Below are 24,624 nucleotides of genomic sequence, written 5' to 3'. Positions count from 1 at the left end.
CCTTCTCCCTTCCCCGTCCTGCCGCCTCAGGAGGGGTACATGCCGTCGATAAGCGGTCGGTATTTCTGCGCGATGACCTTGCGTTTCAGCTTCATGGTCGGCGTCAGTTCCTCGTCCTCGGCCGTCAGCAACTGGTCGATGATGCGGAAATCCTTGATCTGTTCGACCCGGGCGAGGCGGGGATTGACCGCCTCGATCTCGGCCCGGATCAGCTGCACCACGCCCTCGGCCCGGGTCAGGCTGGCGAAATCCGTGTAGGGGATCGCCTGTTCCTGCGCGTAGCGGCTGACGTGTTCGAGGTCGATCATCACCAGCGCGGTCAGGAACCGCCGCCCCTCGCCGATCACCACCGCATCGGTGATGAAGGGGCTGAATTTCAGCTGGCTCTCGATCTGGGTCGGCGTGATGTTCTTGCCGCCCGCGGTGATGATGATGTCCTTGATCCGGTCGCGGATCGCCAGATAGCCGTCCGGGCTGACCTCGCCGCAATCGCCGGTCCTGAGCCAGCCGTCGGGCAGGATCGTCTCGGCGGTCTTGTCGGCCTGCCGCCAGTACCCGGCAAAGACATTGGGGCCGCGGATCTGGATCTCGCCCTCCTCGGCGATGCGGATCTCGGTGCCCCCGGCGGCGGTGCCGGCCCAGCCCAGCCGGATCCCGCCCGAAGGGGTGGAGGCGGCGAAACCGGCGGTTTCGGTCATCCCGAACGCCTCGCGCAGTTCAATCCCGATGGACAGGAACCAGCGGATCAGCTCGGGTGGCACCGGGGCGGCGCCGGTCAGCGCGCTGCGGCAGTTCTGAAGCCCCAGGAACACCTTGATGTTGCGGAAGGCCAGCCGGTTCAGCAGCGCGTCGAGCGGCCCGGGCCGCGGCGGCGCCGCCCCCGTGAGCCGGGCCTCGACCCCGGCGCGACCGCGTTTCAGCGCCGTGCGATAGGTCCAGCGGGCCGGGCCGGTGGCGTCACGCAGGAACAACTCCACCGCCGAATGCATCTTTTCCCAAAAGCGCGGCGGGGCGAAGACCACATGCGGCGCCACCTCGCGCAGATCGTTCTGCACGGTCCCGGCGTTTTCGGGGAAATGCACGATCAGCCCCAGCGCCAGCGGGTTGAAGACCGAGGCCATGCGCTCGGCGATATGGCAAAGCGGCAGGAAACTCAGCGACTTGTCGCCCGGTTTGGCGTCCAGATACTCGGTCGCCTTCTGCATCTGGAAGATGGCATTCGCGTTCGAGATCATCGCCCCCTTGGGCGCCCCGGTGGTCCCGGACGTATAGACGAGGAACGCCAGATCCGCCGAGCGCCCGGCGTCGATCGCCGCCTCGAACTCTGCCGCGCGGGTCCGGGCCAGGTCCATCCCCCGGGCCAAGAGGTCGGTCCAGAACAGGACATCGGGATCCGAGAGCTTGCGCAGCCCCTCGGGGTCGATCACCACGATCCTGACCAGCGCCGGGCATTCCGCCCGCACGGCCAGCGCCTTTTCCAGCTGTTCCTGGTTCTCGACGATCAGCACCCGGGTTTCGCTGTCTTGCAGGATGTAGCGCATCTGCTCGGGCGAGGCGGTGGGATAGATGCCGTTGCCGACGATCCCCATGGCCTGCGCGCCGATATCGGCGATCACCCATTCCGGCCGGTTCTCGGCCAGCACCGCCACGACCTCGCCCCGCCGGACGCCCAGATCGGCCAGCGCCAGACCCAGAGCGCGGGCCTGCGCGTAATACTCGGCCCAGGTCAGGCTCTGCCAGAGGCCCCGCCGTTTATGACGAAGGGCGGGCATCGCCGCCCATTCCTGCGCCCGGGCGCGGAAGACACCGGCCGGGGTGGCGTGACCGACAAAGGTCAGGGGATGCTCCATCATCGCGTTCATCGCGTTCATCGCCAGGTCCTCCGCCGCTTCCAGCGTTGCGCCGTGCCGCTCAGCCCCTCGGCCTCGCGCCCGCCGAGATAGGCCTCGCGCACGTCCTCCTTGCGCGAAAGTTCCGCGCAGGTGTCGGCGGCGACGATGCGGCCCAGCTCCATGATATAGCCGTCGTCGCCGTGCTTGAGCGCGACGGCGGCGTTCTGTTCGACCACCAGCACCGCGGTCCCCGTCTCGTCGCGGATGCGGCGGATGATGGTGAAGATCACCTGCACCAGACGCGGCGACAGGCCGAGGCTGGGCTCGTCCAGCATGAGGAGTTTCGGCGCGGAAAGATAGGCGCGCCCGATGGCCACCATCTGCTGTTCGCCCCCGGACAGCAGCCCCGCGTGCTGGCTGTCGCGTTCCTTGAGGCGGGGAAACCACGCCTGCACCTTCTCAAGATCCCGGGCCACGGCGTCGCGGTCGCGCCGGGCATAGGCGCCCATCATCAGATTGTCGCGCACCGTGAGGAAGGGATAGATCTGCCGCCCCTCGGGCACCAGCACGAGGCCCCGACGCGCCACCTCATCGGCGTCGAGGCCCTGCACCGGCTGCCCCAGGAACAATGCCTGCCCCTTGAACGGGTCGATGACGCCCGCCAGTGTGTTGAGCAGCGTGGTCTTCCCCGCCCCGTTGGCGCCCAGCACGGCGACGATCCGCCCCTCGGCCACCGTCAGATTGACGCCCTTCATCGCCGCGATCGGGCCGTACCAGGTTTCCAGATTCTGTACGTCCAGCAGCATGTTACGTCCCCAGATAGGCGGCGATGACATCGGGATGGCCCTGCACCTCGGCGGGCGTGCCCTCGGCCAGCATCTTGCCCTGCGCCATGCAGATCACCCGGTCGGCCACGGCCGAAACCAGCGACATGTCGTGTTCGATCATCACCACGGTGATGCCCAGTTCGGTGCGGATATCCTCGATCCAGAAGGCCAGATCGCGGGTTTCCTCGGGATTGAGGCCCGAGGCGGGTTCATCGAGGAACAAGAGTTCCGGCTCGGCGCAGAGCGCGCGGCCCAGTTCCACCACCTTGCGCACACCGTAAGGCAGGCCCGCCACCCGGGCGTTGCGCCAGGGCGAGAGGTCGAGGAATTCGATCACCTCCTCGGCCTTGGCGCGGTGGCTTTCCTCCAGCCTGGTCAGCGCGGGCGTGCGCAGGACCTGCTGCCACCAGCCGCCCGAGCCGAAGCGGTGACGCCCCAGCAGGAGGTTGTCGAGCACGGTGGCCGCGTCGAAGAGTTCGATGTTCTGAAAGGTCCGCGCGATCCCCAGATGCGCGATCCGCGCGCGCGGCAGCTGGGCGATGTCCTGCCCCTTGAAGCGGATCCGCCCGCGCCGCGCGTTGAAGACCCGCGTCACCAGGTTCAGCATCGAGGTCTTGCCGGCGCCATTGGGGCCGATCACCGCCAGAACCTCGCCCTTGTCGACCCTGAGCGACAGCCCGCCGATGGCGACCAGCCCGCCGAACGCGAGTTCCACCTCGTCGAGTTCCAGAAGCGCGGTCATCGGTTTCTCTCCGAACGCATGTAGCTTTTCTGGCGGCGGAAGGTGTCGCGGCGATACAGCGGGAAACTCTCGCCCAGCGCGCGCAGCTTCAGCCAGCGACCGTTCAGGCCCATCGGCTCGAACAGCACGAAGAAAGCCAGCACCGCGCCCGCGACGAAGATCTCCATCCCCGACTGGCGGGCCATGGCGTCCGGCAGCAGCGCCTTCAGCGCGGCGACGGCACGGGGCAGCAGGCTGATGAGGATCGCGCCGAGGATGGCGCCGCGCAGGCTGCCCATGCCGCCGATCACCACCATCAGCACCAGATCGAGCGACAGAAGCAGGGTGAAGGCGTCGGGCGTGAGGTAGCCGATGTGATGCGCCATCAGCGCGCCCGCCAGCCCCGTGACCCCGGCGGACAGGCCGAAGGCGCCGACCTTGACCCGCTTGACCGGGATGCCCAGCGCATAGGCCGCGGCCTCGGAATCGCGGACGCCGACGAAGGACCGCCCGATGCCCGACCGCATCAGGTTCAAGAGCGCCAGCAGCACCGCCAGCGTGAAGAACAGGCAGACGTAATAGAACGCGCGGGGCGAGGACAGCGACAGGCCCAACAGCTCGGGGTTCGGCACCAGCATGCCCATGAACCCGCCGGTCACCCCGCGCCAGAGGCCGATCACCTGTTCCACCACGATGGAAAAGGCCAGCGTCACCATGGCGAGGTACAGGCCCGAAACGCGGATCGCCGGGATCCCCACCACCAGCCCCGCCCCGGCCGAGATCAGCGCCGCCAGCGGCAGCGACAGGGCGAAGGGCAGGCCCTGGGTCATCAGCCAGGCATGGGCATAGGCACCGATGGCCACGAAACTGGCGTGGCCGAGGCTCACCTGTCCGGTGAAGCCGGTCAGCACCATCAGCCCCATGGCGGCGATGCACAGGATCAGCACATAGCCCAACTCGCCCAGCAGATAGGTCGAGGCGAAGAAGGGCACCGCCAGCAGGAGCGCGATCAGCAGGCCATAAAGCACGCGGTCGCTGGTGTGGGGCAGCAGCGCGAAGCCCTGTCGGTACTGCGTGTGATAGTCGAAGCGCATGGTTCAGACCCTCCGCCCATGGGCTTCGCCCATGATCCCGGTCGGGCGCAGGATCAGCACCAGGATCAGGACCAGATAGGCGGCGATGTCCTTGACCCCATGCATCAGGTAGACGCCCGCGTATTGCTCGATCAGCCCGATCAGGATGCCGCCGATCACCGCGCCCGGCAGGCTGCCGAAGCCGCCCAGCACGATCGCCGCCAGCGCCTTCAGCGTGATGAGCCACAGCGAGGTATCGACCAGCGTGATCGGCGCGAGGAAGATCCCGGCGACGGCGGCAGTGACCCCGGCCAGCGCCCAGACCAGCGAATTGACCCGCTTCACCCGCACCCCGTTCAGATGCGCCGCCAGCTGGTTCTGGCTGGCCGCCTGCATGGCGATCCCCAGCCTTGTGTAGCGGAAGAAAAGCCACAGCAGCGCCGCGATCAGCAGCACCGACCCCATGATGACCAAAGACAGATCGGCCACGGTGATGCCCAGGATCTCGGTCGAGGAACCGGTCCAGGGCGTGTCATAGCTTTGCGATTCCGTGCCGAACCCCATGCTGACGAGGCCCCGCATCATGAAGGCGATGGCGATGGTCAGCATGACGCCCGCGAATTGCGGCTGGCCGACGATCCGGCGCACCACCAGCGCGTCGATGCCGTAGGCCAGCACCCCCATGGCCAGCGCCACCAGCGGCAGCACCAGCCAGAAGGACAGCCCCGCCTTGTCGATCAGCGCCCAGGCGCTGAAGGCCGCGACCACCAGCAGGTCGCCATGGGCGAAGTTCAGCACCTCGGTCGCCTTGTGGATCAGCACGATCCCCAGCGCGACCAGCGCATAGATCGAGCCGACGGCGACGCCATTGGCGGTGAGTTGGGCAAAAAGTTCCAGATGGCTGCTCATGTTCCCTGCCCCGTTTCGAAAGTCACGTCCCAGGCCTGCAGCCGCTGGTGGCAATGGCCGCAGGTCGCGCGCGGCACGAAAGGCTTGCCGCAGGTCTTGTGATAGGGGCGGATCGAGCTTGGCTCGTGAAAGAGCTGCTCGCTGGCCCAGGTTGAAAGGAGCGTGATGTAGGGGAACAGCGCCCGGCTTGCCGGGGTCAGCAGATAGACCCGGCGCCGTCCGTCCTCGCGGTCCTGCTCGACCGTCAGCAGGCCCGCCTCGACCATCGCCGCCAGACGACGGCTCAGCAGCGGGGCGCTGATCCGCAGCACATAGGCCATCTGGTCGAAATGCCGGCAGCCCAGCACCTGCGCCGCCACGATCATCAGCGACCAGCGGTCGAGCCTGAGCGCCAGATGCGACATCGCCCCGTCCTTGACGGTCACCTTGGGCGCCCGGTCCGGCCCGCCGGTGTCATGCGGCAGATGCGGGTTCGGCTTCAGCCGCAGGTCCAGCTCGTGCATCGTCGCCGGCTCGCCGCAATGCTCGCAGACCAGCTGCGGCAGGAAGCGGTGGCCGCAGGTCTTGTGGATCAGCCGCGAGGGCAGCGCGATGCGGTTCTCGCCGAAGCGATGCTCCCAATCCCAAGTCATCAGCGTCGCCTCGTAGATCGCCATGCCCTTGCGGGTCAGGTGATAGGCGTAGCGCTCGGGCCGTTCCTGATAGAGCCGGGGCCTGAGCATATCCATCGCCACCAGCGCCCTGAGCCGGTCGGAAAGGGTCCGGCGGGGGATGTTGAGGCGGGTCTGGAAATCGTCGAAGCGCTTCACCCCGATGAAGGCGCCCATCAGGATCTGCATGGTCCAGCGGTCGCCGATCAGCTTCAGCGCATGGCTGAGCACCGAGGTCGACAGCGCGTCGCGCATCAGGTCCAGATCCTGCGTCTCGCTCATGCGATACGCTCGACGATCACGGCCGAGGCCAGCCCCGCCGCGCCACAGGCGGCGATCAGCGCCCGGCGGGCGCCGCGGCGGTCCAGTTCATCGAGCGCGGTGCCGATCAGCGCGGTCCCGGTCGAGCCCATGGCATGACCCAGCGCGATGGCCCCGCCGTTGACGTTGAGCCGGTCGGGCGGCACCTGCATGTGGCGGGCGAAATGCAGGGCAAGAGCGGCGAAGCTCTCGTTCACCTCGAAAAGGTCGATGTCGTCGGGGGACAGCCCGGCCTTGGCCAGCGCCACCCGCGCCGCATCGACCGAGCCGGTCAGCGCCAGCACCCGGTCGACCGACAGTTCGGCCATGGCCAGCAGCCGCGCCCTTGGCTTCAGCCCGGCGCGCGACGCGGCCGCCGCCGTGCCCAGCAGCACCGCCGAGGCGCCATCGGCCATGGCGGGGGAATTGCCCGCGTGGTGGACGTGATCCACCCTTTCCAGCCCGGTATGGGCCATGATCGCCGCGTCGAGCCCGTATTTCCCGCCCATCTCGGCAAAGGCGGGGGCGAGGGCCGAGAGGCTCTCGGCGCTGGTGCCCGCGCGCGGGGTTTCATCCGCCGCCAGCCCGCCGACCGCGACCAGCGAGGCGAAGGCGCCGCTGTCCCGCGCCGCCACCGCCCGGCGCTGGCTTTCCGCCGCATAGGCGTCACACTCGGCGCGGCTGAAACCCTCGGCCGTGGCCACCGCGTCGGCGCTGATGCCGATGGGGATCAGCCCCGCCGCCTTCTGAAACGCGACATCATGGGTGAGCGGGCCCTTGTCCGAGGCCATCGGCACCCGCGACATGCTCTCCACCCCGCCGGCGAGGGCCAGCGCATCCTCCGCCCCGGCCCTGAGTGCCGCGAGCCCCAGCGCGCTGAGGCCGCTCGCGCAATAGCGGTTGACGGTCAGACCCGGGACGCTGTCGCCATAGCCCGCCGCGATCAGGCCCAGCTTGCCGATGTTGGCGCCCTGCTCGGCCGTCTGGGTGACGCAGCCGAACACCGCATCGGCCAGCACCCGCCCGCGCAGATCGTGCCGCCCGGCCAGCGCCGACAGCGGCGCGGCCAGCAGGTCCACGGGTTTCACCCCCGCCAGCGCGCCCTTGGCATTGCCCCGGCCGCGCGGGGTGCGCAGGGCGTCGATGATGACAATATCCGACACGTTCTTCTCCCTGTCCCGTCCGAGCCTCAGGCGTTTTCGACGACGAAGCTGACCACGGTGCCGAAGCTGCCGCCGATGTTCAGCGTCTGGATGCGCTGCGCCCCCTCGATCTGCATGTCGCCCGCCTGCCCCGTCACCTGCCGCGCCGCGTCGCGCAGCATCCGCGTGCCGGTGGCGCCGACCGGATGGCCGCAGCCGATCAGCCCGCCCGACAGGTTCACCGGGCAGCGCCCGCCCGCCTCGATGCTGCCGTCCTCGATGGCCTGCCAGCTTTGCCCGGGCGCGGTCAGGCCCAGATGGTCGATGGCGATGTATTCGGTGGTGGTGAAGCAATCATGCGTCTCGACCCCGCTGATCGCCTCGATCCCGCCGATGCCGGCGCGGCGCCAGGCATCCTCGATGGTCTGGCGGACATGCGGGAAAACGTAGTCCCCCTGCCGCGCCAGCTTGTCCTTGAAGCGGAGCCCGGCGTTGTGGTGCCCCCAACCCGCGATCCGCGCCGCCCGGCGCCCGGTGCGGCGCGCCCATTCGGCGGCGAAGGCGGGCGAGGCCAGCACCAGCGAGGCCGCGCCATCGGTGATCTGCCCGCAATCCTGCCGCCGGGTGCCGGGCTCGATCAGCGGGTTGGCGTTGTCGTCATCGGTGAAGCTGAGCGCGTTGAAGGCCCAGCCGCGGGTCTGGGCCAGCGGGTTCTTTCGGGCATTGGCGTAATTCAGCTCGGCAATGCGGTTGAGGTGGCGGCGGTCGAGGCCGTAGCGCGCCTCGTATTCCTGCGCGGCGAGGCCGAAGACCGCGGGCCAGAGGAAGCGGCAGTCGATCTCCTCATGCCCCTGCCAACCGGCGGCGTTCTGGTTGACCGAGGCCACGTCGCCCTTGGTGTTCTTCAATTCCTCGGCGCCGACCACCAGAATGCACGCGTAGCGCCCGGCCTCGATCTCGGCCATCGCCGCCAGCACGGCGAGCGAGGCGCTGGCGCAGGCCCCCTCGTGGCGCATCGCGGGCACGCCCCAGAGCTCGGGCACCACCTGCGCCACCATCGAGCCCAGATGCGCCTGCTGGCGCTGCAATTCGCCGAAGGCGTTGCCGACATGGATGCTGCCGATCTCGGCCGGGCTGACCTGCGCATCCTCCAGCGCGTCCAGCACCGAGGCGCGGATCATGTCCGACAGGTCCAGCCCTTCGCGCGACCAGACGCGGGCGAAATCGCTTTGCGATGCACCAAGGATATAGGTCATGCCAGGCTCCGTTCGCGCCGGGCGGCAAGCCGCGCCTGCGCCGCGTCGTATTCCCGCGCCAACCGCTCGACGATCACTGCCGCGGGTTCCGTACCCTTCACCGCGCCGACCCCCTGCCCCGCCGACCAGACATCGGCCCAGCGCTTGCCCTTGAAGCTCTGGCTGCTGTCATAGGCCCGGCCCGGCGCGTCGGGCATGTTGTCGGGGTCCATGCCGTTATCGCGCAGCGAGGGTTTCAGCCAGCTGGCCGGTGTGCCGGTGATCCCGGCGCTGACCAGCAGATCCTCGATCTGGGCGGCCGCCAGCATGTCCTTGTAGGCCGCAGGCGCCAGACTTTCCTCGGCGGCGATGAAGGACGTCCCCATATAGACGTAATCCGCCCCCGCCGCGATGGCGCCCGCGATGCCCGCGCCGTCGCTGATGCCCCCGCCGACGATCAGCGGCCCGTCGAAGAAGGCCCTGACCGCGCTGATGAAGGCGAAGGGCGAGAGCGTGCCGGTATGCCCGCCCGCCCCGGCGCAGATGCAGGCCAGCCCGTCGGCCCCGGCGGCGATGGCCTTTTTCGCCAGCGCGACGCTGGTCACATCGGCGATGACCGTGCCGCCATAGGCATGCACCGTCTCGATGGCCGGTTTCGGCGAGCCGAGCGCGGTGACCACGAAGGGCGGCTGGTGCTTGGCGACCAGCGCCAGATCCTGCGGCAGCCGCGCGTTCGAGGAATGGGTGACCAGGTTCGCGCACCAGGGCCGCGTGCCGACCTCGGCCCTGATCCGGGTCATCCACTCGTCCAGCTGCTCGATGCTACGGCAATTGGGCGTGGGGAAGGCGCCGACGATCCCCGCCTTGCAGGCGGCAATCACCAGATCGGGGCCGGAGACGAGGAACATCGGCGCGGCAAAGACCGGCAGGCGCAGGGTGTCAGGCATTCGCATCTCTCACGGGGCGTCGGGATTGGGTCACGGCAAAGCGCGAGGCGACAAAGGCCAGCGTGGTCAGCGCGGCATTGCCCGCGCCGTTCAGGCCGGTGACGTGGTAATCGCTGTAGGCAGCGGCGAAATTGAGCGGCATGGCGCCGGTCAGGTTGATGGTCAGCTGCGCCCCGGCGCGGGCATAGGCGGCCTCGGCCCGGGCGATGAAGCCCTCGTCCCGGGCATAGAGGAAGCCGGTGATCCCGCCCTGTTCGCGCGCGTCCCGCGTCGCCTGTTCCAGCGCATCCTCGGCGCTGTCGCAGGCGATGACGAAGCCGATGGGGCCGAAGCGTTCCTCGGCGTAGAGGTCGCGCGCCTCCTTGCCGAGGCTGACAAGCAAGGGCGTGGCGGTCCGGGCATCGGGGAAATCGGGATGGGCATAGGGGCGGCTGTCCAGCAGCACCCGGCCCCGAGCCTGCCCCTCGCGCCGCATCGCCTCGATAAGCGCCAGAGTCCCAGCGCCCTGCACGGTGGCAAGGATCATCGCGGCGCGGCGCGGATCCTCGGTCAGCCGGGCGATGGCAGCGGCGAGCCGCGCCGCCACCTCGTCCCGGGCGACAGGCCCCTCGGGCGTGTCGATCCAGGGCGGCAGATAGACATTCTGCGGGCTGGTGCACATCTGCGCCGAGAACATGCACATGGTCGTCGCCAGCGAGCGGATCGCCGCGTCCAGATCCTCGGCCCCGGCCAACACCACGGTGTTGCAGCCCGAGGTCTCGGTGAAGGCCAGCGCCGGATGGGCATTGGCCTCGACCCATTGGCCGAAACGGGCCGAGCCGGTGAAATCAACGATGGCGCAATCCTCGTGCTTTATCAGCACCTTGCCCAGCGGCGCCACCAGCGTGTCAAGGCAGAGCGTCACCAGATCGGGATCGAACCCCTGTTCGGCCAGCAGCGCCCGGAACACCCGCACGGTGATCGCCATCGGCAGCACGCTCGCCGGATGCGGCTTCACGATCACCGCATTGCCGGTCGCGAGGCTGGCCAGCATCGAGGGCCAGGCGTTCCAGGTCGGGAAGCTGGCGCAGGTGAAACAGACCGCAACCCCGCGCGGCACCAGACGGTAGGTCTTGTCGAGCGCGATCTCGTCCGGGCCGAAGCGGCGCTGCCAGCGGGCTTGCGGCGCCACCGCCCGCATCGCCTGCTCGGCATAGACCAAAGCCTCGATCCCGCGGTCGAGCGCGTTCACGCCCGATCCGGCATAGGCCATGTTGTAGCTTTGCCCGGCGGTATGCATCACGGCATGGACCAGCGTGAACAGATGCTCGCGGTAAAGCCGGTCAAGCCCCTCCATCAAGAGGTTCAGCCGCGTGTCGATCCCGGCCCCGGCCCAGCCCGGGATCGCGGCCCGGGCGGCGGCAAAGAGCCTATCGGGATCGGCCTGCGGATAGGTAATGCCGAGGGGGGCTTGCGTATAGGGCGAGATTTCCTCGCCCGCCTGCCCGGTCACCCCCGGCAGATCCAGCGCGAAGGGCTGGCCGAGAAGCGCCTCGAACGCGGCCTTGCCGGCGGCGGCGGCCGCTTCGCCCTGAGGATACAGCTTCGGCATCTCGGGATAGGGAGACCAGCAGGCGCGGTCGGCACAGGCCTGACGGGCGCGGGCCAGAAGGGCGGAATGGTCGAACATCAGCGCCTCCACCGCAGCCGGTGATGGCGCGGGCCTTCCTGGGCCGAGAGGGTCAGCCGGTCGCCCTCAAGGTCGATCCGCCGCACCTGCTCGCTGCCCGGGAAATCGGGGTTCAGGCTGTGGGTCACGGCATGGACCACATGGGGGATGCCGTCGCGTTCCACGATCCGCCAGGTCCCGGCATAGTGGAAATAGCTCTCGAAAGCCGCGAGCCTTTCGGCATCCGGCGCCTTGCGCGGATTGCCGGTCGACCAGCGCGGCCGGTCGGCCCGGGCGATGCAGGCCGACATGAACCCATCTTCCGTGTAGCAGATCATCCCGGTCGGGGCCTCGCCGAAGGGATGCGTGACGCGCCCCTCCGTCTCGATCTCCCAGGCGAGCAGATGCCAGGTTCCTCCCAGATCCGGCATCAGGCCACCTGCGCCGCCGTCAGCTGGTCTTCGCGCACCCAGCAGGAATGGAAGCCATGCGGCACCCGCTGCGGCACGATCACCCGGGCGATCGGCCCTTTCGAGATGTCGCGGGCATCGGTGACCCAGACCTCGGAGCGGTTCGCCAGCCCGTTCCAGACGAAGCCCACGACATAGCCGTCGTCTTCCTCGGTCGCGCCGTCGCGGGGCGCGAAGGGCGCTTCCGAGAACCAGTACCCCTCGCCCGGATGATAGGCCACGGCCGCCCCGGTCTGCAGGTCGTACTTGGCCAGCCCCGCGAAATGCGGCTGCTCCAGCGTCCGCGGCCGCCCCATCAGCACGTTATAGGTGTAGCGGTTCTTCAGCCCCTGGAAGCGGGTGTTGATCATCGGGAATTCGGTATTCAGGATGTCGTCGACGATCCCTTCCCGCGTCATCCCGGTGTCGAGGTTCATGCGCCACTGGTAAAGCTCGTAATCCGTGCCCTGCGTGCCGATGGTGAACAGCAGCCGCTGCACATCCAGCCCGCCATCGTAGCCGCGCGGCATGGCATAGGGCGTGCCCAGCATCACCACCTCGCGCTCGCCCTGGGCGTTGACCTCTTCCCAGGCGTTCGAGACATGCAGCATGTAGCGCGGGTTGAACTCGAACCAGCGGATCTGGTCGGGGGTGCCGTGGCGCGGGATCACCGCGAAACGGGTCGGCCAGTCCTGATGGAATTCCAGCGAATAGCGGCCGCGTTGCAGGGCCTCGCGGTTATTCACCAGCGGGAAATCATGCAGGATGGTGAAGTTCGGCGTGATCGCGCAATCATGCGGCAGGCGCGGCCCGGGCAGTTCCACCGGCATGAAGGTCTTCAGCGCGCCATCGGCGCCGATCACCCCGTAATGCATGTAGGGATGGCGGTTGCCATAGGCGAAGAAGATGAACTCGCCCGTCGCCTCGTCGATCCGGCTATGGGCCGAGATCTGCAGGCCGACCAGCCGCGGGTCCTGTTCCAGCTTGCCCAGAGTCTGCAGGCTGCCCGGGTCGACGGTATAGACCGCGCCGCCGCGATACCACATCGAGTAGAGCTTGCCGTTGTGGAATTTCACATCGGTGTTGGCGGTGTTCTTCAGCGCGTCGTCCGGCAGCGCGCCGTCGGGCATGCGGTCCTTGAGCCCGGGCCAGAGCGCCCTGCCCGCCTCGCGCTCGGCCTTCAGCCCGTCGGTTTCCACCATCCGGTTGCGATAGGTGGCGCGGCCGCCCTGAAAGCGCACCGCATGCAGCATGCCGTCGCCGTCGAACCAATGGTATTTGCCATGCGGGGCATGGGCGGGCGACGGCCCGTTCCTGACATAGAGCCCGTTCAGATCCTCGGGCAGATCGCCGATGACCTCCAGATCCTGCGCCACGATCTCGTTGTGCATCGGCGCGAAGGGCCCCTGCATCGAGGCATTCTCGACCAGCCAGTCCTGGTTCGGGGGTATCGTCTCGAGTCCCATGGCTTTCTCCCTCAGCCCATCGCCGCCCGCGCCAGAATCCCGCCATCGCGGAAATCGGCGCCATTGGCCCAGCAGGAATGCGTCCCGCTGGCCATCTGATGCGGCAGTTGCAATTTGCAGACCGCGCCGCGTTCGAAGTCCCGGGCGTCGATCAGCCAGACCTCGGACTTGCCGGTCTTCTCGTTGATGACGAAGGTGACGAGGTAGCCGTCATCCTCCGCCGTGGCGCCGATGCGCGGCGCGAAGGGCGCCTCGCTGGCATAATGCCCCTCGGGCAGGGTCAGCTGCCAGCTTTGCCCCGTCTCAAGGTCGTGCTTCACATAGCCGTTGAAGATGAACCAGCCCGGCACCTGCACCGCGGAATAGGCGTAGCGATAGGGCCGCCCGGCGTATTTCTGGTTGATCATGCCGAATTCGAGGGTGCGGTCGTCCAGCCGTTCCTCGCGCGTCTCGCCGGTCTTGAGGTTGAAGCGCCAGCGATGCAGCCGCGTGCCCATCTTGTACTGGTCGAGGTAGGACATCATCCGCTCGTAGCCCGGCTGCGCCCCCTCATAATTGGTGGGCATCGGGTCTTCCTGGAAATAGCCATCCAGCACGATCTCGTCGCCCTCCTCATAGGCGTTGAGAAAATGCAGGACGAAGGTCGGCGTCGCCTCGAACCAGCGGATCTCCTCGGCCCCGCCCCGGCGCGGGATCACGGCAAAGCGCGACGGCCGGTCCTTGTAGAAGCGCACCACATGCTTGTCGCGCTTCAGAAGTTCCGGGTCCCAGTGCAGCGGGAAGTCGTTGAGGATCGCGTAATTCTGCGTGAAGGCCATGTCATGCGGCAGGCGCGGCCCGGGCAGCGGCACAGGCGTGTAATGCACCAGCCGGTCCGAGCGGTCGACCACGCCGTAATGCATGTAGGGCGCCGTCTTCGAGTAGTTGAAGAACAAGAGTTCCCCGGTCGCCTCGTCCACCTTGGTATGGGCCGAGATGCCGTGTTCGGGCGACCAGTCCGGCACGCCCTGCTGGTCGAGGGTCAGCGGATCCATCCGATACCCCTCGCCGCATTGGTAATAGGTCGAAAGCGCCTTGCCGGCATGGACCACCACATCGGTGCTGCTGGCGTCCTTCAGCGCGCCATGGGCGCCCCAGCCGGGGCGCTTGGACAGCGCGGGATCTTCCATCAGCCCGGCCCAGAGCCGCTCGCCGCTGTCGATCTCGGCGTTCAGGCCCTTGGTCTGGATAAAACGGTTACGATACTGCACCTTTCCATCACGAAAGGCCGCCATGTGGATCATGCCGTCCCCGTCGAAGGGATGGTAGCGATCCAGCGCCTGATGCAGCGGATTTTGCGTGTTGCGCAGATAGACGCCATCGATGTCACGCGGCACCTCGCCCTCAAGGAGGACGAGGTCATCGGCGTTCACCTCCTCGTGCAGCGGGGTCCAGGGACCTTGCAGATAAGGGTGATCGCCGGCCTCGATGGTGCCAGCATAGTTTCTGACCACGACAGGGGGCATGGTGTTCCTTCCGCCAGGCTCGAATCTTACTTACGTTCTTGAACTATTGATTCCGCCAAAAGGTGAGTCTGTCAATCATGGATTTTCAATCCGGGTCAAAGCGGCGGGGGCCCGCCCCGATCTTTCCCCCGGAAACGCACGAAGCCCGGCTGGCCACCGAGGGGCCGACCGGGCTCTAGGCCGCGAAGAGGTGGGGTCAGAGGCTGGGCATGTAGACCGGGCGCAGGGCGGCGATGGCAGCGCGCGCCTCGGGCCCCGGATCGCCATAGACCACCAGCCGCTCGGGCTTCAGCAGGCCGAAGAAGGCCCGCGCCCAGCGCCGGTTGAACCCCTCGACATGGCTCAGCAGGGCCGCGTCATCGGCGTAGCCCTCGAGGATATGGCAGCGGTTGCCCTCCTCGTTCAGATGCCAGTCGTAGCGCAGGCAGCCCGGCTCCTCGGCCCGCACGACCTCGCTCATCTCCGCCGCCAGTCGGCGCAGATCCCCGACCCGGGCGGGGTCGAGGCTGGTTTCCAGGATCCACAGAACGGCCATGATGCCCCCTCAGCGCGGCAGGTTGAACAGGTTGACCAGGAACAGCGACAGCGCCGGAAAGGCGATCAGGATCCCCAGCCGCAGGATATCCGCGGCGATGAACGGCGCGACACCGGCAAAGATCGTCGACAGCTTGGTCCGTGGCAGCATCGCCTTCATGACGAAGACATTCATGCCGATGGGCGGGGTTATCATGCCGATCTCGATCACCATGACGGTCAGCACGCCCCACCAGATCGGGTCGTAGCCATAGCCGATGATCAGCGGAAAGACGAAGGGGATGGTGATGACCATGCTGGAGATCGTCTCGAAGATCGAGCCCAGGATCAGGTACATGACCATCAGCAGCATCACCACCCAGATCCCCGGCAGGCCGGTGTCCTGGATACCGGCGACGATCAGCCGGGGCAGGCCCGAGATGGTCACCGCATAGGTGAAGATCGAGGCGCCGATGGTCATGAGATAGATCATCGAGGTGGTGGCCGCCGTCTCTTGCAGCGCCGACCAGAAGCGCGGCCAGGTCAGGCGGCGGCGCAGCAGCGCGATCAGGAAGGCGAGGAAAGCCCCCACCGCCGCGCTTTCGTTGACCGAGAAGATCCCGGCATAGATCCCGCCCGAGACCGCCGCCATCAGCAGGACCGCGGTCCAGCCGTCCTTCAGCGCGCGCAGCGTCTCGATCCAGGGCTGTTTGTCGCCGGTCGAGGCCAGCTCGGGCTTCAGCCGCACCAGGATCATGATCGTCACGATATGCAGCGCCACGGCCAGCAGGCCCGGCAGTAGGGCGGCCACGAACAGGGTCTTCACGAATTGCTCGGTCAGCACGCCGTAAAGGACCAGGATGATCGAGGGCGGGATCAGCATGCCCAAAGTGCCGCCCGCGGCGATGGAGCCGGTGGCGAGGCGCTCGGAATAGTTCCGCTTCATCATCTCGGGCAGGGCGATGCGGGTCATCGTCGTGGCGGTGGCGACGGAAGAGCCGCAGATCGCCCCGAACCCCGCGCAGCCGCCGATGGTGGCGACGGCCAGCCCGCCGCGGATATGGCCGATCAGCGCATAGGCGATGCGGTAGAGGTCGGCCGACAGCCCGCCCACCGTGGCGAAACTGCCCATGAGCAGGAACAGCGGGATCACCGCCAGTTCGGCGCTTGAGACCTTGCTGACCGTCTCGGTGCCGAACAGGGTCAGCGCCGGGCCGATATCGCCGCGGATCAGCCCGAAGGTGGCCACCCCGGCGATGCCCATGGCCACGCCGATGGGCACATGCAGCACGATCAGCGCGAACATCACGCCCATGCCGAGCAGGCCGATGAGATAGGGCTCCATGTCAGGCCTCGCCGTCTGCGGGATGGTCGGGGGCGCCATGGCCGAGGATCTCGGCCACCAGCACGAAGGTCTGGGCGGGAATGCAGATCCAGAAACAGGCGGCGGCGACCCACCACCAGGGGGCGACCGGCCAATGCAGGATCATGGTGTATTCCTCGGAGGCGGTGACGCGCTGGGCGTGCAGCGTGACATACCAAGCGATGGCCAGGAACATGGCCCCGGTGCAAAGCGCGCCGAAGACCTCGAGCGCGCGGTTCGCCCCCCTTGGCAGCAGCGCGCCCAGGAAGGCCACCTTGATCTGGCGCCGCTCCAGCAGGCCGGCGGGGAAACAGGCGGCGATGACGATGATGGTCATCAGTTCCGACAGGTCATAGGCGCCGCGGATCGGGCGGCCGGTGACCTCGCGCGTCAGGATATCGGCGACCGACAGGGCCGCCACGAACAGCAAAAACAGCACGCCGAGGATGGCGGCGGCGCGCGACACGATGAGGAAGGGCCTCTCGAGACGGTTCACTTGCGGGCTCCAGTCTGGCCAGGGAAAGCGCCGGGCCCGTCGCGGGGCCCGGCGGCGGCAGGCCTCAGCGGGCGCGGATGTCTTCGAGCTTGGCGGTATAGGCCTCGATCAGGCCCTCGCTGGCCGAGGCCGCGACCCGGTCGATCACCGGCTGCACGCGCCGCGCGATCTCGGCCTCGTCCTCGGCCGAGGGGACGACCAGCGTCGCGTCCGGGCTTTCGGCCCAGGCGGCGATATTGGCCTCGATGGCGGGGGCGTAGCTTTCGACCTGGCGGTCGACGATGAACTGGCCCGATTGCGCCAGCAGTTCGTGGACCCGGGGCGGCAGGCTGTCATAGACGCCGCGGTTCATCAGGATCGAGAAGACCAGCACGCCGAGGCTGCTTTCGTAGTGGTTATGCGCCACATCGGCCACCCGGAAGGTGCGCGCGACCGAGGCATCGGTCATCGCCCCGTCGATCAGCCCGCGGTCGATGGCCTCGGCCATCTCGCCCGCGCCCATCGAATGCGGCACGCCGCCCAGCGCCTCGATCACCTGGGTCTGGATCTGGCCCGCGACGCGGAAGCGCTGGCCCTCGATATCCGCCACGCTGGCGATGGGTTCGCGCGAATGCAGCATGTAGGCGCCCGAGGTATACATGGCGACGACGTAGTAATCCTCGTAGCCCCTCAGCGCGCCCTCCTGATAGAGTTCCAGCGCCGCCTGCGAACCCTCGGCGGTGTTGCGGGCAAAGCCCGGCAGCTCGAAGACGTCGAAATCGGGATAGACGCCCGGCGTGTAGCTGGGCACGGTCAGGCCGATATCGGCCACGCCATCCGCCACCATCTGCGCCTGCGCCAGCGGGTTGCGGCCCAAAGTCCCGCCCGCATAGAGCGTGATCTGCACGTCGTCCGCCGCGGCCTGTTCGTTGAACCAATCCACCCAGGGCTGGTAGACATGCTGCACCGTCGGCGAGGCCGCGGGCACGAAGACCGCGAAGGCCAGATCGCGGGCCGAGGCCCCGGTGGCAAGGGTCAGGGCCAGTCCGGCGGCAAGGCCGGTGAGTGTCGTCTTCATGGTGATCTCCTCCCAGGATCTTGAAGAAATGTCCGGGTCTTGGGCCCGGTCGGGTCGTCTGTCAGCCGCGCCCCACGACGAAGGCGGCGATGGTGGTGGTGGAACCGCCGATGTTCAGCAGGCCCACCCGTTCGGCGCCCTCGACCTGACAATCGCCGGCGCGCCCGGTCACCTGTTTGTAGCCGTCGAGCATCATCCGCACGCCGGTCGCACCGACCGGATGGCCCAGACCGATCAGCCCGCCCGAGGGGTTGATCGGCAACCGTCCGCCCGGTGCGATCACCCCCTCCTCGACGGCTTTCCAGCTTTCGCCGGGGGCGGTGATCTCGAAACTGTCGATGGCCGCGTATTCGGTCATGGCGAAGCAATCATGCGTCTCGATGGCGTCCAGCTGAAACGGACTGTCGATGCCGGCCCGGGCGAAGCTCTCGCGGATCGCCTTGTTCACATGCGGCAGCACGAAACGGTCGTTGCGGCTTTCCGCCAGCTTTTCCGACAGCATCATCGGCGCGGTGCGGTGGCCCCAGCCGTCGATCTTCGCCAGATCGGACAGCTCCAGCCCGCGCGCCTTGGCGTATTCCGCCGCCCGGCTGGCCGAGGCGAGGAACACCACCGCCGCGCCATCCGTGACCTGCCCGCAATCGTTGCGCCGGACCCGGCCCTCGATCACCGGATTGGCCGCGTCATCCTCGGTGAAGGAGCGGTCGGTGAAGTCCCATTTGCGGGTCTGGGCATAGGGGTTGCGCTTGCCGTTGGCGTAGTTGATCCGCGCGATCTCGCCCAGATGGGCGTAATCGACGTGGCCGAATTTCTCGGAATAGGCCTCGATCAGATCGGCGAAGGCGGCGGGCCAGACATAGGTGGCGTCCTGCCATTCGCGCCCGGCCCAGGCCGCGGCGCCCAGATGCTCGGCCGCCCGCTGGCCCGGCACGTTGCGCATGTATTCGACGCCCAGCACCGCCACCAGATCGTAGCGCCCGGCCTCGATCTCGGCCGCAGCCGCCAGCATCGCCATCGAGCCCGAGGCGCAGGCGGCCTCGTGCCGCTGGGTCGGAACGCCCGAAAGGTCGGGATGCAACGAGGCGATCATGCCGCCCAATTGCCCCTGCCCGCAGAACAGCTCGGCCACGAAATTCCCGACATGCACGGATTGCAGGTCGCGCGGTTCCAGCCGGGTATTCTCGAGCCCCTCGAACAGCACCTCGCGCATCATCGCATCGATGCCTAAGCCCTCGCGCGACCAGTTGCGGGCGAAGTCGCTTTGCGCGCCTCCGAGGATATAGACGGGCTCAGGCATGGATCTCTCCGGTTTTCTGGGATTCGGCCAGACGCTTGGCCAGCGCCTTGCGGTCGAGCTTTGCCAAGGGGGTGCGCGGCAGGGCGGGCAGGAATTCCAGCCGCTCGGGCCATTTGAACTTGGCCAGCCCCACCCGGTCGCAGAAATCCGAAACCTCGGCCAGGGTCAGGCTGCGGCCCGGGTGCATCACGGCGAAAAGGCAGACCTTCTCGCCCATGCGGGGATCGGGATAGGCCGCGACCGCCACTTCGCGCACCCCGGGCAGGGCCGAGAGGGTGTTGTCCAGCTCCACCGGCGCGATCTTCATGCCGCCGCGCACGATCAATTCCCGGGCCCGGGCGTGGAAGCGGATCAGCCCGCCGCAATCCGAGATCTGGAACAGGTCGCCCGAGGGGAAATAGCCGTCCGGGGTGAATTTCGTCCGGTCATAGCCCAGCCGCGAGTAATAGCCGGGCATCATCGCCGGGCCGCGCAGCTGCATCTCGCCCAGGCCCCCGGGCTCGGTGACGGCCGCGCCGCTTGCCGGATCGACCAGCCGGAAGGTGCCGCCATTGGCGGTGCGGCTGGTGGCGTCCCAGCCCTCGTCCCCGTCGCGGGGAAAGAAGCGGGCGCGCTCGCGCGGGTCGGGCACGCGGCTCGCGGCCGAACACATCTGCGCCCCCTCGTTCGAGCCGAAGAAATTCACCACCGGGATGGCGAAATGCTGCTCGAAGAAGACGAAAACCTCAGGGTCCGGAGGGGCCGAGCCGGTGCCCAGCGCGATCAGCCGGTGCAGCGCCGCCCGCAGCCCGGGATCGTCTGCCTGATCGCGCAGATAGGTCAGCAGCGTCGGCGCGACCATCGTATAGGCGATGTCCTCGGTCTTCAGCTGGTGCAGGAAGACCTGAAGGTCGAAGGGATGGTGCAGGAACAGGGCGCCTGCGGTACGCATCCAGCACATCATCAGCCCGCCCACCGCGGCCGCGTTCACGAAGGGAAAGGGCGCGAGGATATTGGCGCCGTCGGGCAGGTCCAGCAGCCGCCAGGCCCCCAGCGACGAGGCCATGAGGTTGTTGTGCGTCTTCGGCACCGCCTTGGGCACGCCCTCGGTGCCCGAGGTCCAGAAGACCGCGAAGGGCGCGTCGGCGTCGACCGTGACAGAGGCCAGCGGCGCGGGCGCCGGACCGTCGAGCGACGCCATGCCGTCGGGCAGGCCCGAACCGATGCCGAGGCGCAGCACGCTCGCAGGCAGCGCGCTCAGGCGCTCAGGATCGAAGGGCTGGCCCTTGAAGTGACCGATGGAGATGAAGGCGTCGAACCCCGCGACCCGGGTCAGATCGGCCAGTTCCGCGGCGCGGTAGGCCATGGAGACGGGACTCAGCACCGCGCCGATCCGGCTGATCGCCAGATAAAGCAGCAAGGTCTCGGCAATATTGGGCAATTGCGTCGCGACCAACGCCCCCTGCCCCAGACCCTGCGCCTGCAGATGGGCGGCATAGCGCGCCACCTCGGCCTCCATCTGGGCATAGGTCAGCCGCTTCGGCGCCCCTTCGAACAGCGTTTCGCGATTGGGCGCATCGACCAGCGCCAGCCGGTCGGGCACCCGGGCGACACTCGCCGCGACCATCTGCGGCAGGGTGATGTCGGCCCAATGCCCCTCGGCGCGGAAGCGGGCGTAATCCTCGGGCGGGAACAGGCTCATGCGCAGAGCCTCCGGGCGCGGGCCTTGGCGGCCTCGTATTCGCGGGCCAGCCGGTCGACGATGGCGGTGGCGGGCTCGATCCGTTCGATCTTGCCGACCCCCTGCCCCGCGCCCCAGATCCCCGACCAGGGCTTGACGGCCTCGTTCTGGCGGCCGGTGAAATTGAACTTGGCGACCTTGAATTCCAGATCCGCGGGGTCCAGCCCCTTGGCCACCATCGAGGGTTTCAGCATCGAGGCCCGGGCGCCGGTGAAAGCCCGCGTGACCAGGAGGTCGGTCGCATCCGAGGTCACGCACATCTGCCGGTATTCGGGGCTGGCGAGGTTTTCCTCGGCCGCCAGAAAGGCCGTGCCGATATAGCCGAAATCCGCGCCCAGCACCTGCGCCGCCAGGATCGCCTCGCCGGTGTTGATCGCCCCCGCCAGCGCAATCGGCCCGTCGAAGAACTGGCGCACCCGCTCGACAAAGACCAGCGGGCTCAGCTCGCCCGTATGCCCACCGGCACCCGAACAGACCAGCACCAGACCGTCGGCCCCGGCCTCGACCGCCTTTTTCGCCAGCGCGACCGAGATGACATCGGCAAAGACCAGCCCGCCATAGCCATGCACCGTGGCCAGCACCGGCTTGGGGCTGCCCAGCGCGGTGATGACGATCGGCGGCTGATGGATCGCCACCTGCTCCAGATCGCCCGGCAGGCGCGGCGAGGTGGAATGGGTGACCAGATTCAGGGCCCAGGGTGCATCCGCCTCGGTCAGCTGCGCGCCGATCTCGGCCATCCACGCGCCCAGTTCGGCGCTGGAACGCAGGTTCGGCGCGGGGAAGCTGCCGACGATGCCCGCCTTGCAGCAGGCCACCACCAGATCGGGACCCGAGACCAGGAACATCGGCGCGGCGAAGGCGGGCAACCGCAGGGCTGCCAGCCGGTCTTTCGGCATCATCGGGCGTCTTCCTTCGTGTTCGTCGCAATCCGGGACAGGAAATCGGTCACATGGCCAGCCACCATCTGCGGCGCCTCCAGCACCGCCATATGGCCGGTGCCGGGCAGCGCGATGCAGCGGCCCTCGGGCACCGCCTCGGCCAGGGCGCGGCCCGCCTCCAGCGGGGTCACGCCGTCCTCGCTGCCGCAGAGGACCAGCAGCGGGCAGGTCAGCGCCCCCAGATCCCCGCGCTGATCGGGGCGAGCGGCGAGCGCCTTCTGATGGGCGGTGAAGCGCGCCACGCCCTGCGTCAGCGCCATGCGGATCATCCGCGCGCGCAGCGCCGGGTCCGAGCGGCGGGCGGGAGAGACGAGCGTATCGGCGAGGCTGGCGCCCAGTGCCTCCATCCCCTCGCGCGCGGCCCAGCGGGCGACCTTGCCGCGCATCGCCGCCGCCTCCGGCGTATCGGCTGCGGCATTGGTGCCGATCAGCACCAGACCGGCCAGCTTGCCGGGATGGGTGAGCGCGATGCGCAGCGCCAGATAGCTGCCCATCGACATGCCGAGGAGGACGGCGCCGTCGGGGATCTGCGCCGCCAGCGACCGGGCCAGCGCGTCGAAATCCTCGCCCTCGGGCAGGGCCAGAACCCGCATGTCGACCGCCGCACCCCGCGCCTCAAGGACCGCGCGCAGCGGGTCGAACACCTCGGGCTCGCAGAGCAGACCCGGCAGGCAGACCAGCGTCGTCATGATGGCTCCCCCTCTTTATACCTATTCCTAGACCTTGATTCGCGAAGCCGTCAAGGCAAAACTCTATTTTTCAGAATGATGTTTTGCTGGATGGAACACAACAACCGGCAATTTTCGTTCAATCTCAAGCTCTCACCGCTTTACGGCCAGGGGCATAGGGGCACAGCAGGCCGTTTCACTTGACTTTGCGCCCCGGATTGCGACATATGGTCTAGATAAACACAAATGGAGGCCGCCATGTCCCTCGCCCCGCATCACGACCATGACGAGACCCCGCTGGCGGTGACGCGGGCCAATGTCCGCCTGCACGCCCCGGACGGCACCCCGCCCCCCGATGCGCCGGACTGGATCTGGCACTACGACCACCCCTATCTGCACGGCGGCTTCGCCCCCACGGATATCGAATACGAGGCCGAGGATCTGGAGGTCGAGGGCGAGATCCCGGCGGATCTGTGCGGCGCCTATGTGATGAACGGCCCCTCGCAGCGCTTCGAGCCGGTCAATTCCAAGTACCATTACTACGATGGCGACGCGCAGCTCAGGGCGATCTATTTCCGGGACGGCAAGGCCAGTTTCCGCCAGCGCTATCTGCGCTCGGGCGCCTTTCTGGTCGAGGAGATGGCGGGCCGCGCCATCTGGCCGGGCCTGGCGGGGCCCTATGATTTCCGCCTGCCCGGCTCGCCGATCAAGGATGTCTCGAACACCGATGTCATCTTCTACAACGGCAGTCTTCTGTCGTTGTGGTACATGGCGGGCGATCCCTACACGGTCGATCCGCTGACGCTGGAAACCACCGGGCGCGAGACGCTGGGCGGCAAGCTGCACCATTCGGTATCGGCGCATTCGAAGACCGATCCCTTCTCCAAGGAATTGTTCTTCTTCAATTATCAGGACGAGCCGCCCTACATGTCCTATGGCATGGCGGATGCGAGCGGCAATCTGGTCTTCGATATCGACATCGACCTGGCCGGGCCGCGCTCGCCCCATGACATGGGCCTGACCGAGAGTTACGCCATCCTGCACGACCTGCCCTTCTATCACGACGTCGACCTGCTGAAGAAGCACAAGCGCCGGGTGATGGGCTTCCACCGCGACCAACCCGCCCGCTTCGGGCTGATCGACCGCTTCGGCCGTTCGCAGAAGGTCCAGTGGTTCGAGGCCGAACCCTGCTACATCCTGCATATCGCCAATGCCTGGGAGGAGGGCCCCTGGGTCCACATGATCGGCTGTCGGCAGGAAGACCCGATGCCGGTCAAGGATCCGGCCGACCATCACCTGGCCTCGATGATGGCCTACAGGCGGCGCTCGCATATCCTTTACCGCTGGTCGTTCAACACCCGGACCGGCGAGACGCGCGAGGGGCCGATCGACGACCGCAACACCGAGTTTCCGACCGTCAACGCCCATTTCATGGGCCGCAAGACGCGCTATTCCTTCAACCAGATCATCCCCATGCCGCAGGAGGGCTCGCTGGAAGGGCGCTGCCAGACCTTCAACGGCCTGCTGCGCTATGATCTGGAGACGGGCGCGACCCAGCGCTACGATTACGGCGAAGGCGTCTATGGCTCCGAGGCGCCGGTCGCCCCGGCGCAGGGCAGCGGGCGCGACGGGGCTGAGGGGCGGGCCTATCCGGTCAGCTTCATCACCGATACCAACGATTGGTCCTCGGCCTGCCTGATCTTCGATGCCGAGGATATCACCCGGCCCATCGCCAAGGTGAAGATCCCGCGCCGCATCTCGATCGGCTTCCACACCACCTGGGTGGATGGCGCGGATATCTGGGGCGCGTGAGGGGCCGTCGCCCCGATGGACAGAGGGGGCCGGGCATGCTTGGGTCGCGCAAGGAA

22 protein-coding genes are annotated in these 24,624 nt (G+C 67.8%); 1 reads left to right on the top strand and 21 read right to left on the bottom strand.

Going from position 1 to position 24,624, the window contains the following annotated elements; translation table 11 throughout:
* Positions 1-26: 26 nt before the first annotated feature.
* The 21 genes from DDE23_RS04805 to DDE23_RS04705 all read right to left on the bottom strand — a co-directional run bounded on the left by DDE23_RS04805 (position 27) and on the right by DDE23_RS04705 (position 22,777).
* Positions 27-1,871, bottom strand: coding sequence for an AMP-dependent synthetase/ligase (locus tag DDE23_RS04805; RefSeq protein WP_107750721.1), 1,845 nt, complete (start codon positions 1,869-1,871; stop codon positions 27-29).
* Positions 1,868-2,638 (bottom strand): ABC transporter ATP-binding protein, encoded by a 771-nt coding sequence (locus DDE23_RS04800; RefSeq protein ID WP_202863214.1) that lies wholly within the window; start codon positions 2,636-2,638, stop codon positions 1,868-1,870. Before DDE23_RS04800 ends, DDE23_RS04805 begins: the two co-directional genes overlap by 4 nt.
* A 1-nt stretch (position 2,639) precedes the next feature.
* On the bottom strand, positions 2,640-3,401 hold the full coding sequence (locus tag DDE23_RS04795) for an ABC transporter ATP-binding protein (protein ID WP_107750723.1): 762 nt from the start codon (positions 3,399-3,401) through the stop codon (positions 2,640-2,642).
* The gene (locus DDE23_RS04790; RefSeq protein ID WP_107750724.1) at positions 3,398-4,474 is read right to left on the bottom strand and encodes a branched-chain amino acid ABC transporter permease; all 1,077 of its coding nucleotides are present in this window, start codon (positions 4,472-4,474) and stop codon (positions 3,398-3,400) included. Before DDE23_RS04790 ends, DDE23_RS04795 begins: the two co-directional genes overlap by 4 nt.
* Before the next feature lie 3 nt (positions 4,475-4,477).
* Entirely contained in the window at positions 4,478-5,362 is an 885-nt protein-coding gene (locus DDE23_RS04785) for a branched-chain amino acid ABC transporter permease (RefSeq protein ID WP_107750725.1), read from the bottom strand.
* Positions 5,359-6,294, bottom strand: coding sequence for a winged helix-turn-helix transcriptional regulator (locus DDE23_RS04780; protein ID WP_107750726.1), 936 nt, complete (start codon positions 6,292-6,294; stop codon positions 5,359-5,361). The genes DDE23_RS04785 and DDE23_RS04780 overlap by 4 nt, the downstream gene beginning before the upstream one ends.
* Complete coding sequence (locus tag DDE23_RS04775) at positions 6,291-7,475, bottom strand: acetyl-CoA C-acyltransferase (protein WP_107750727.1); 1,185 nt, start codon at positions 7,473-7,475, stop codon at positions 6,291-6,293. The genes DDE23_RS04780 and DDE23_RS04775 overlap by 4 nt, the downstream gene beginning before the upstream one ends.
* Positions 7,476-7,501: 26 nt before the next feature.
* Complete coding sequence (locus DDE23_RS04770) at positions 7,502-8,710, bottom strand: acetyl-CoA acetyltransferase (RefSeq protein WP_107750728.1); 1,209 nt, start codon at positions 8,708-8,710, stop codon at positions 7,502-7,504.
* Positions 8,707-9,636 (bottom strand): NAD(P)H-dependent flavin oxidoreductase, encoded by a 930-nt coding sequence (locus DDE23_RS04765; RefSeq protein ID WP_238149903.1) that lies wholly within the window; start codon positions 9,634-9,636, stop codon positions 8,707-8,709. Before DDE23_RS04765 ends, DDE23_RS04770 begins: the two co-directional genes overlap by 4 nt.
* The gene (locus DDE23_RS04760) at positions 9,629-11,305 is read right to left on the bottom strand and encodes an aldehyde dehydrogenase family protein (protein WP_202863213.1); all 1,677 of its coding nucleotides are present in this window, start codon (positions 11,303-11,305) and stop codon (positions 9,629-9,631) included. The genes DDE23_RS04765 and DDE23_RS04760 overlap by 8 nt, the downstream gene beginning before the upstream one ends.
* The gene (locus DDE23_RS04755) at positions 11,305-11,715 is read right to left on the bottom strand and encodes a lipocalin-like domain-containing protein (RefSeq protein WP_107750730.1); all 411 of its coding nucleotides are present in this window, start codon (positions 11,713-11,715) and stop codon (positions 11,305-11,307) included. Before DDE23_RS04755 ends, DDE23_RS04760 begins: the two co-directional genes overlap by 1 nt.
* On the bottom strand, positions 11,715-13,199 hold the full coding sequence (locus tag DDE23_RS04750) for a carotenoid oxygenase family protein (protein WP_107750731.1): 1,485 nt from the start codon (positions 13,197-13,199) through the stop codon (positions 11,715-11,717). The genes DDE23_RS04755 and DDE23_RS04750 overlap by 1 nt, the downstream gene beginning before the upstream one ends.
* 11 nt (positions 13,200-13,210) lie before the next feature.
* Entirely contained in the window at positions 13,211-14,704 is a 1,494-nt protein-coding gene (locus DDE23_RS04745) for a carotenoid oxygenase family protein (RefSeq protein ID WP_107750732.1), read from the bottom strand.
* Positions 14,705-14,900: 196 nt separating this feature from the next.
* Positions 14,901-15,239 carry a putative quinol monooxygenase gene (locus tag DDE23_RS04740; RefSeq protein WP_107750733.1) on the bottom strand — a complete coding sequence of 113 codons (339 nt, stop codon included), beginning with the start codon at positions 15,237-15,239 and terminating at the stop codon, positions 14,901-14,903.
* A gap of 9 nt (positions 15,240-15,248) precedes the next feature.
* Positions 15,249-16,562, bottom strand: a complete 1,314-nt coding sequence (locus DDE23_RS04735) for a TRAP transporter large permease (protein WP_107750734.1) — start codon at positions 16,560-16,562, stop codon at positions 15,249-15,251.
* A gap of 1 nt (position 16,563) precedes the next feature.
* A complete protein-coding gene (locus DDE23_RS04730; protein WP_157957972.1) occupies positions 16,564-17,076 on the bottom strand; it encodes a TRAP transporter small permease in 513 nt (170 codons plus the stop codon).
* A gap of 64 nt (positions 17,077-17,140) precedes the next feature.
* Entirely contained in the window at positions 17,141-18,133 is a 993-nt protein-coding gene (locus tag DDE23_RS04725) for a TRAP transporter substrate-binding protein (protein WP_107750736.1), read from the bottom strand.
* A 61-nt stretch (positions 18,134-18,194) separates the two neighbouring features.
* On the bottom strand, positions 18,195-19,430 hold the full coding sequence (locus tag DDE23_RS04720; protein WP_107750737.1) for an acetyl-CoA acetyltransferase: 1,236 nt from the start codon (positions 19,428-19,430) through the stop codon (positions 18,195-18,197).
* The gene (locus DDE23_RS04715; RefSeq protein WP_107750738.1) at positions 19,423-21,111 is read right to left on the bottom strand and encodes a class I adenylate-forming enzyme family protein; all 1,689 of its coding nucleotides are present in this window, start codon (positions 21,109-21,111) and stop codon (positions 19,423-19,425) included. The genes DDE23_RS04720 and DDE23_RS04715 overlap by 8 nt, the downstream gene beginning before the upstream one ends.
* Entirely contained in the window at positions 21,108-22,049 is a 942-nt protein-coding gene (locus DDE23_RS04710; RefSeq protein WP_202863212.1) for an NAD(P)H-dependent flavin oxidoreductase, read from the bottom strand. The genes DDE23_RS04715 and DDE23_RS04710 overlap by 4 nt, the downstream gene beginning before the upstream one ends.
* Positions 22,046-22,777 (bottom strand): alpha/beta fold hydrolase, encoded by a 732-nt coding sequence (locus tag DDE23_RS04705; protein ID WP_107750739.1) that lies wholly within the window; start codon positions 22,775-22,777, stop codon positions 22,046-22,048. The genes DDE23_RS04710 and DDE23_RS04705 overlap by 4 nt, the downstream gene beginning before the upstream one ends.
* 237 nt (positions 22,778-23,014) lie before the next feature.
* Between DDE23_RS04705 and DDE23_RS04700 the strand changes: the two genes are divergently transcribed.
* Positions 23,015-24,568 carry a carotenoid oxygenase family protein gene (locus DDE23_RS04700; protein ID WP_107750865.1) on the top strand — a complete coding sequence of 518 codons (1,554 nt, stop codon included), beginning with the start codon at positions 23,015-23,017 and terminating at the stop codon, positions 24,566-24,568.
* The last annotated feature ends 56 nt before the right edge of the window (positions 24,569-24,624 follow it).

Source organism: Pararhodobacter aggregans (genome assembly GCF_003075525.1).
GTDB lineage: Bacteria > Pseudomonadota > Alphaproteobacteria > Rhodobacterales > Rhodobacteraceae > Pararhodobacter > Pararhodobacter aggregans.
This window is presented reverse-complemented; position numbering and strand designations above follow the sequence as displayed.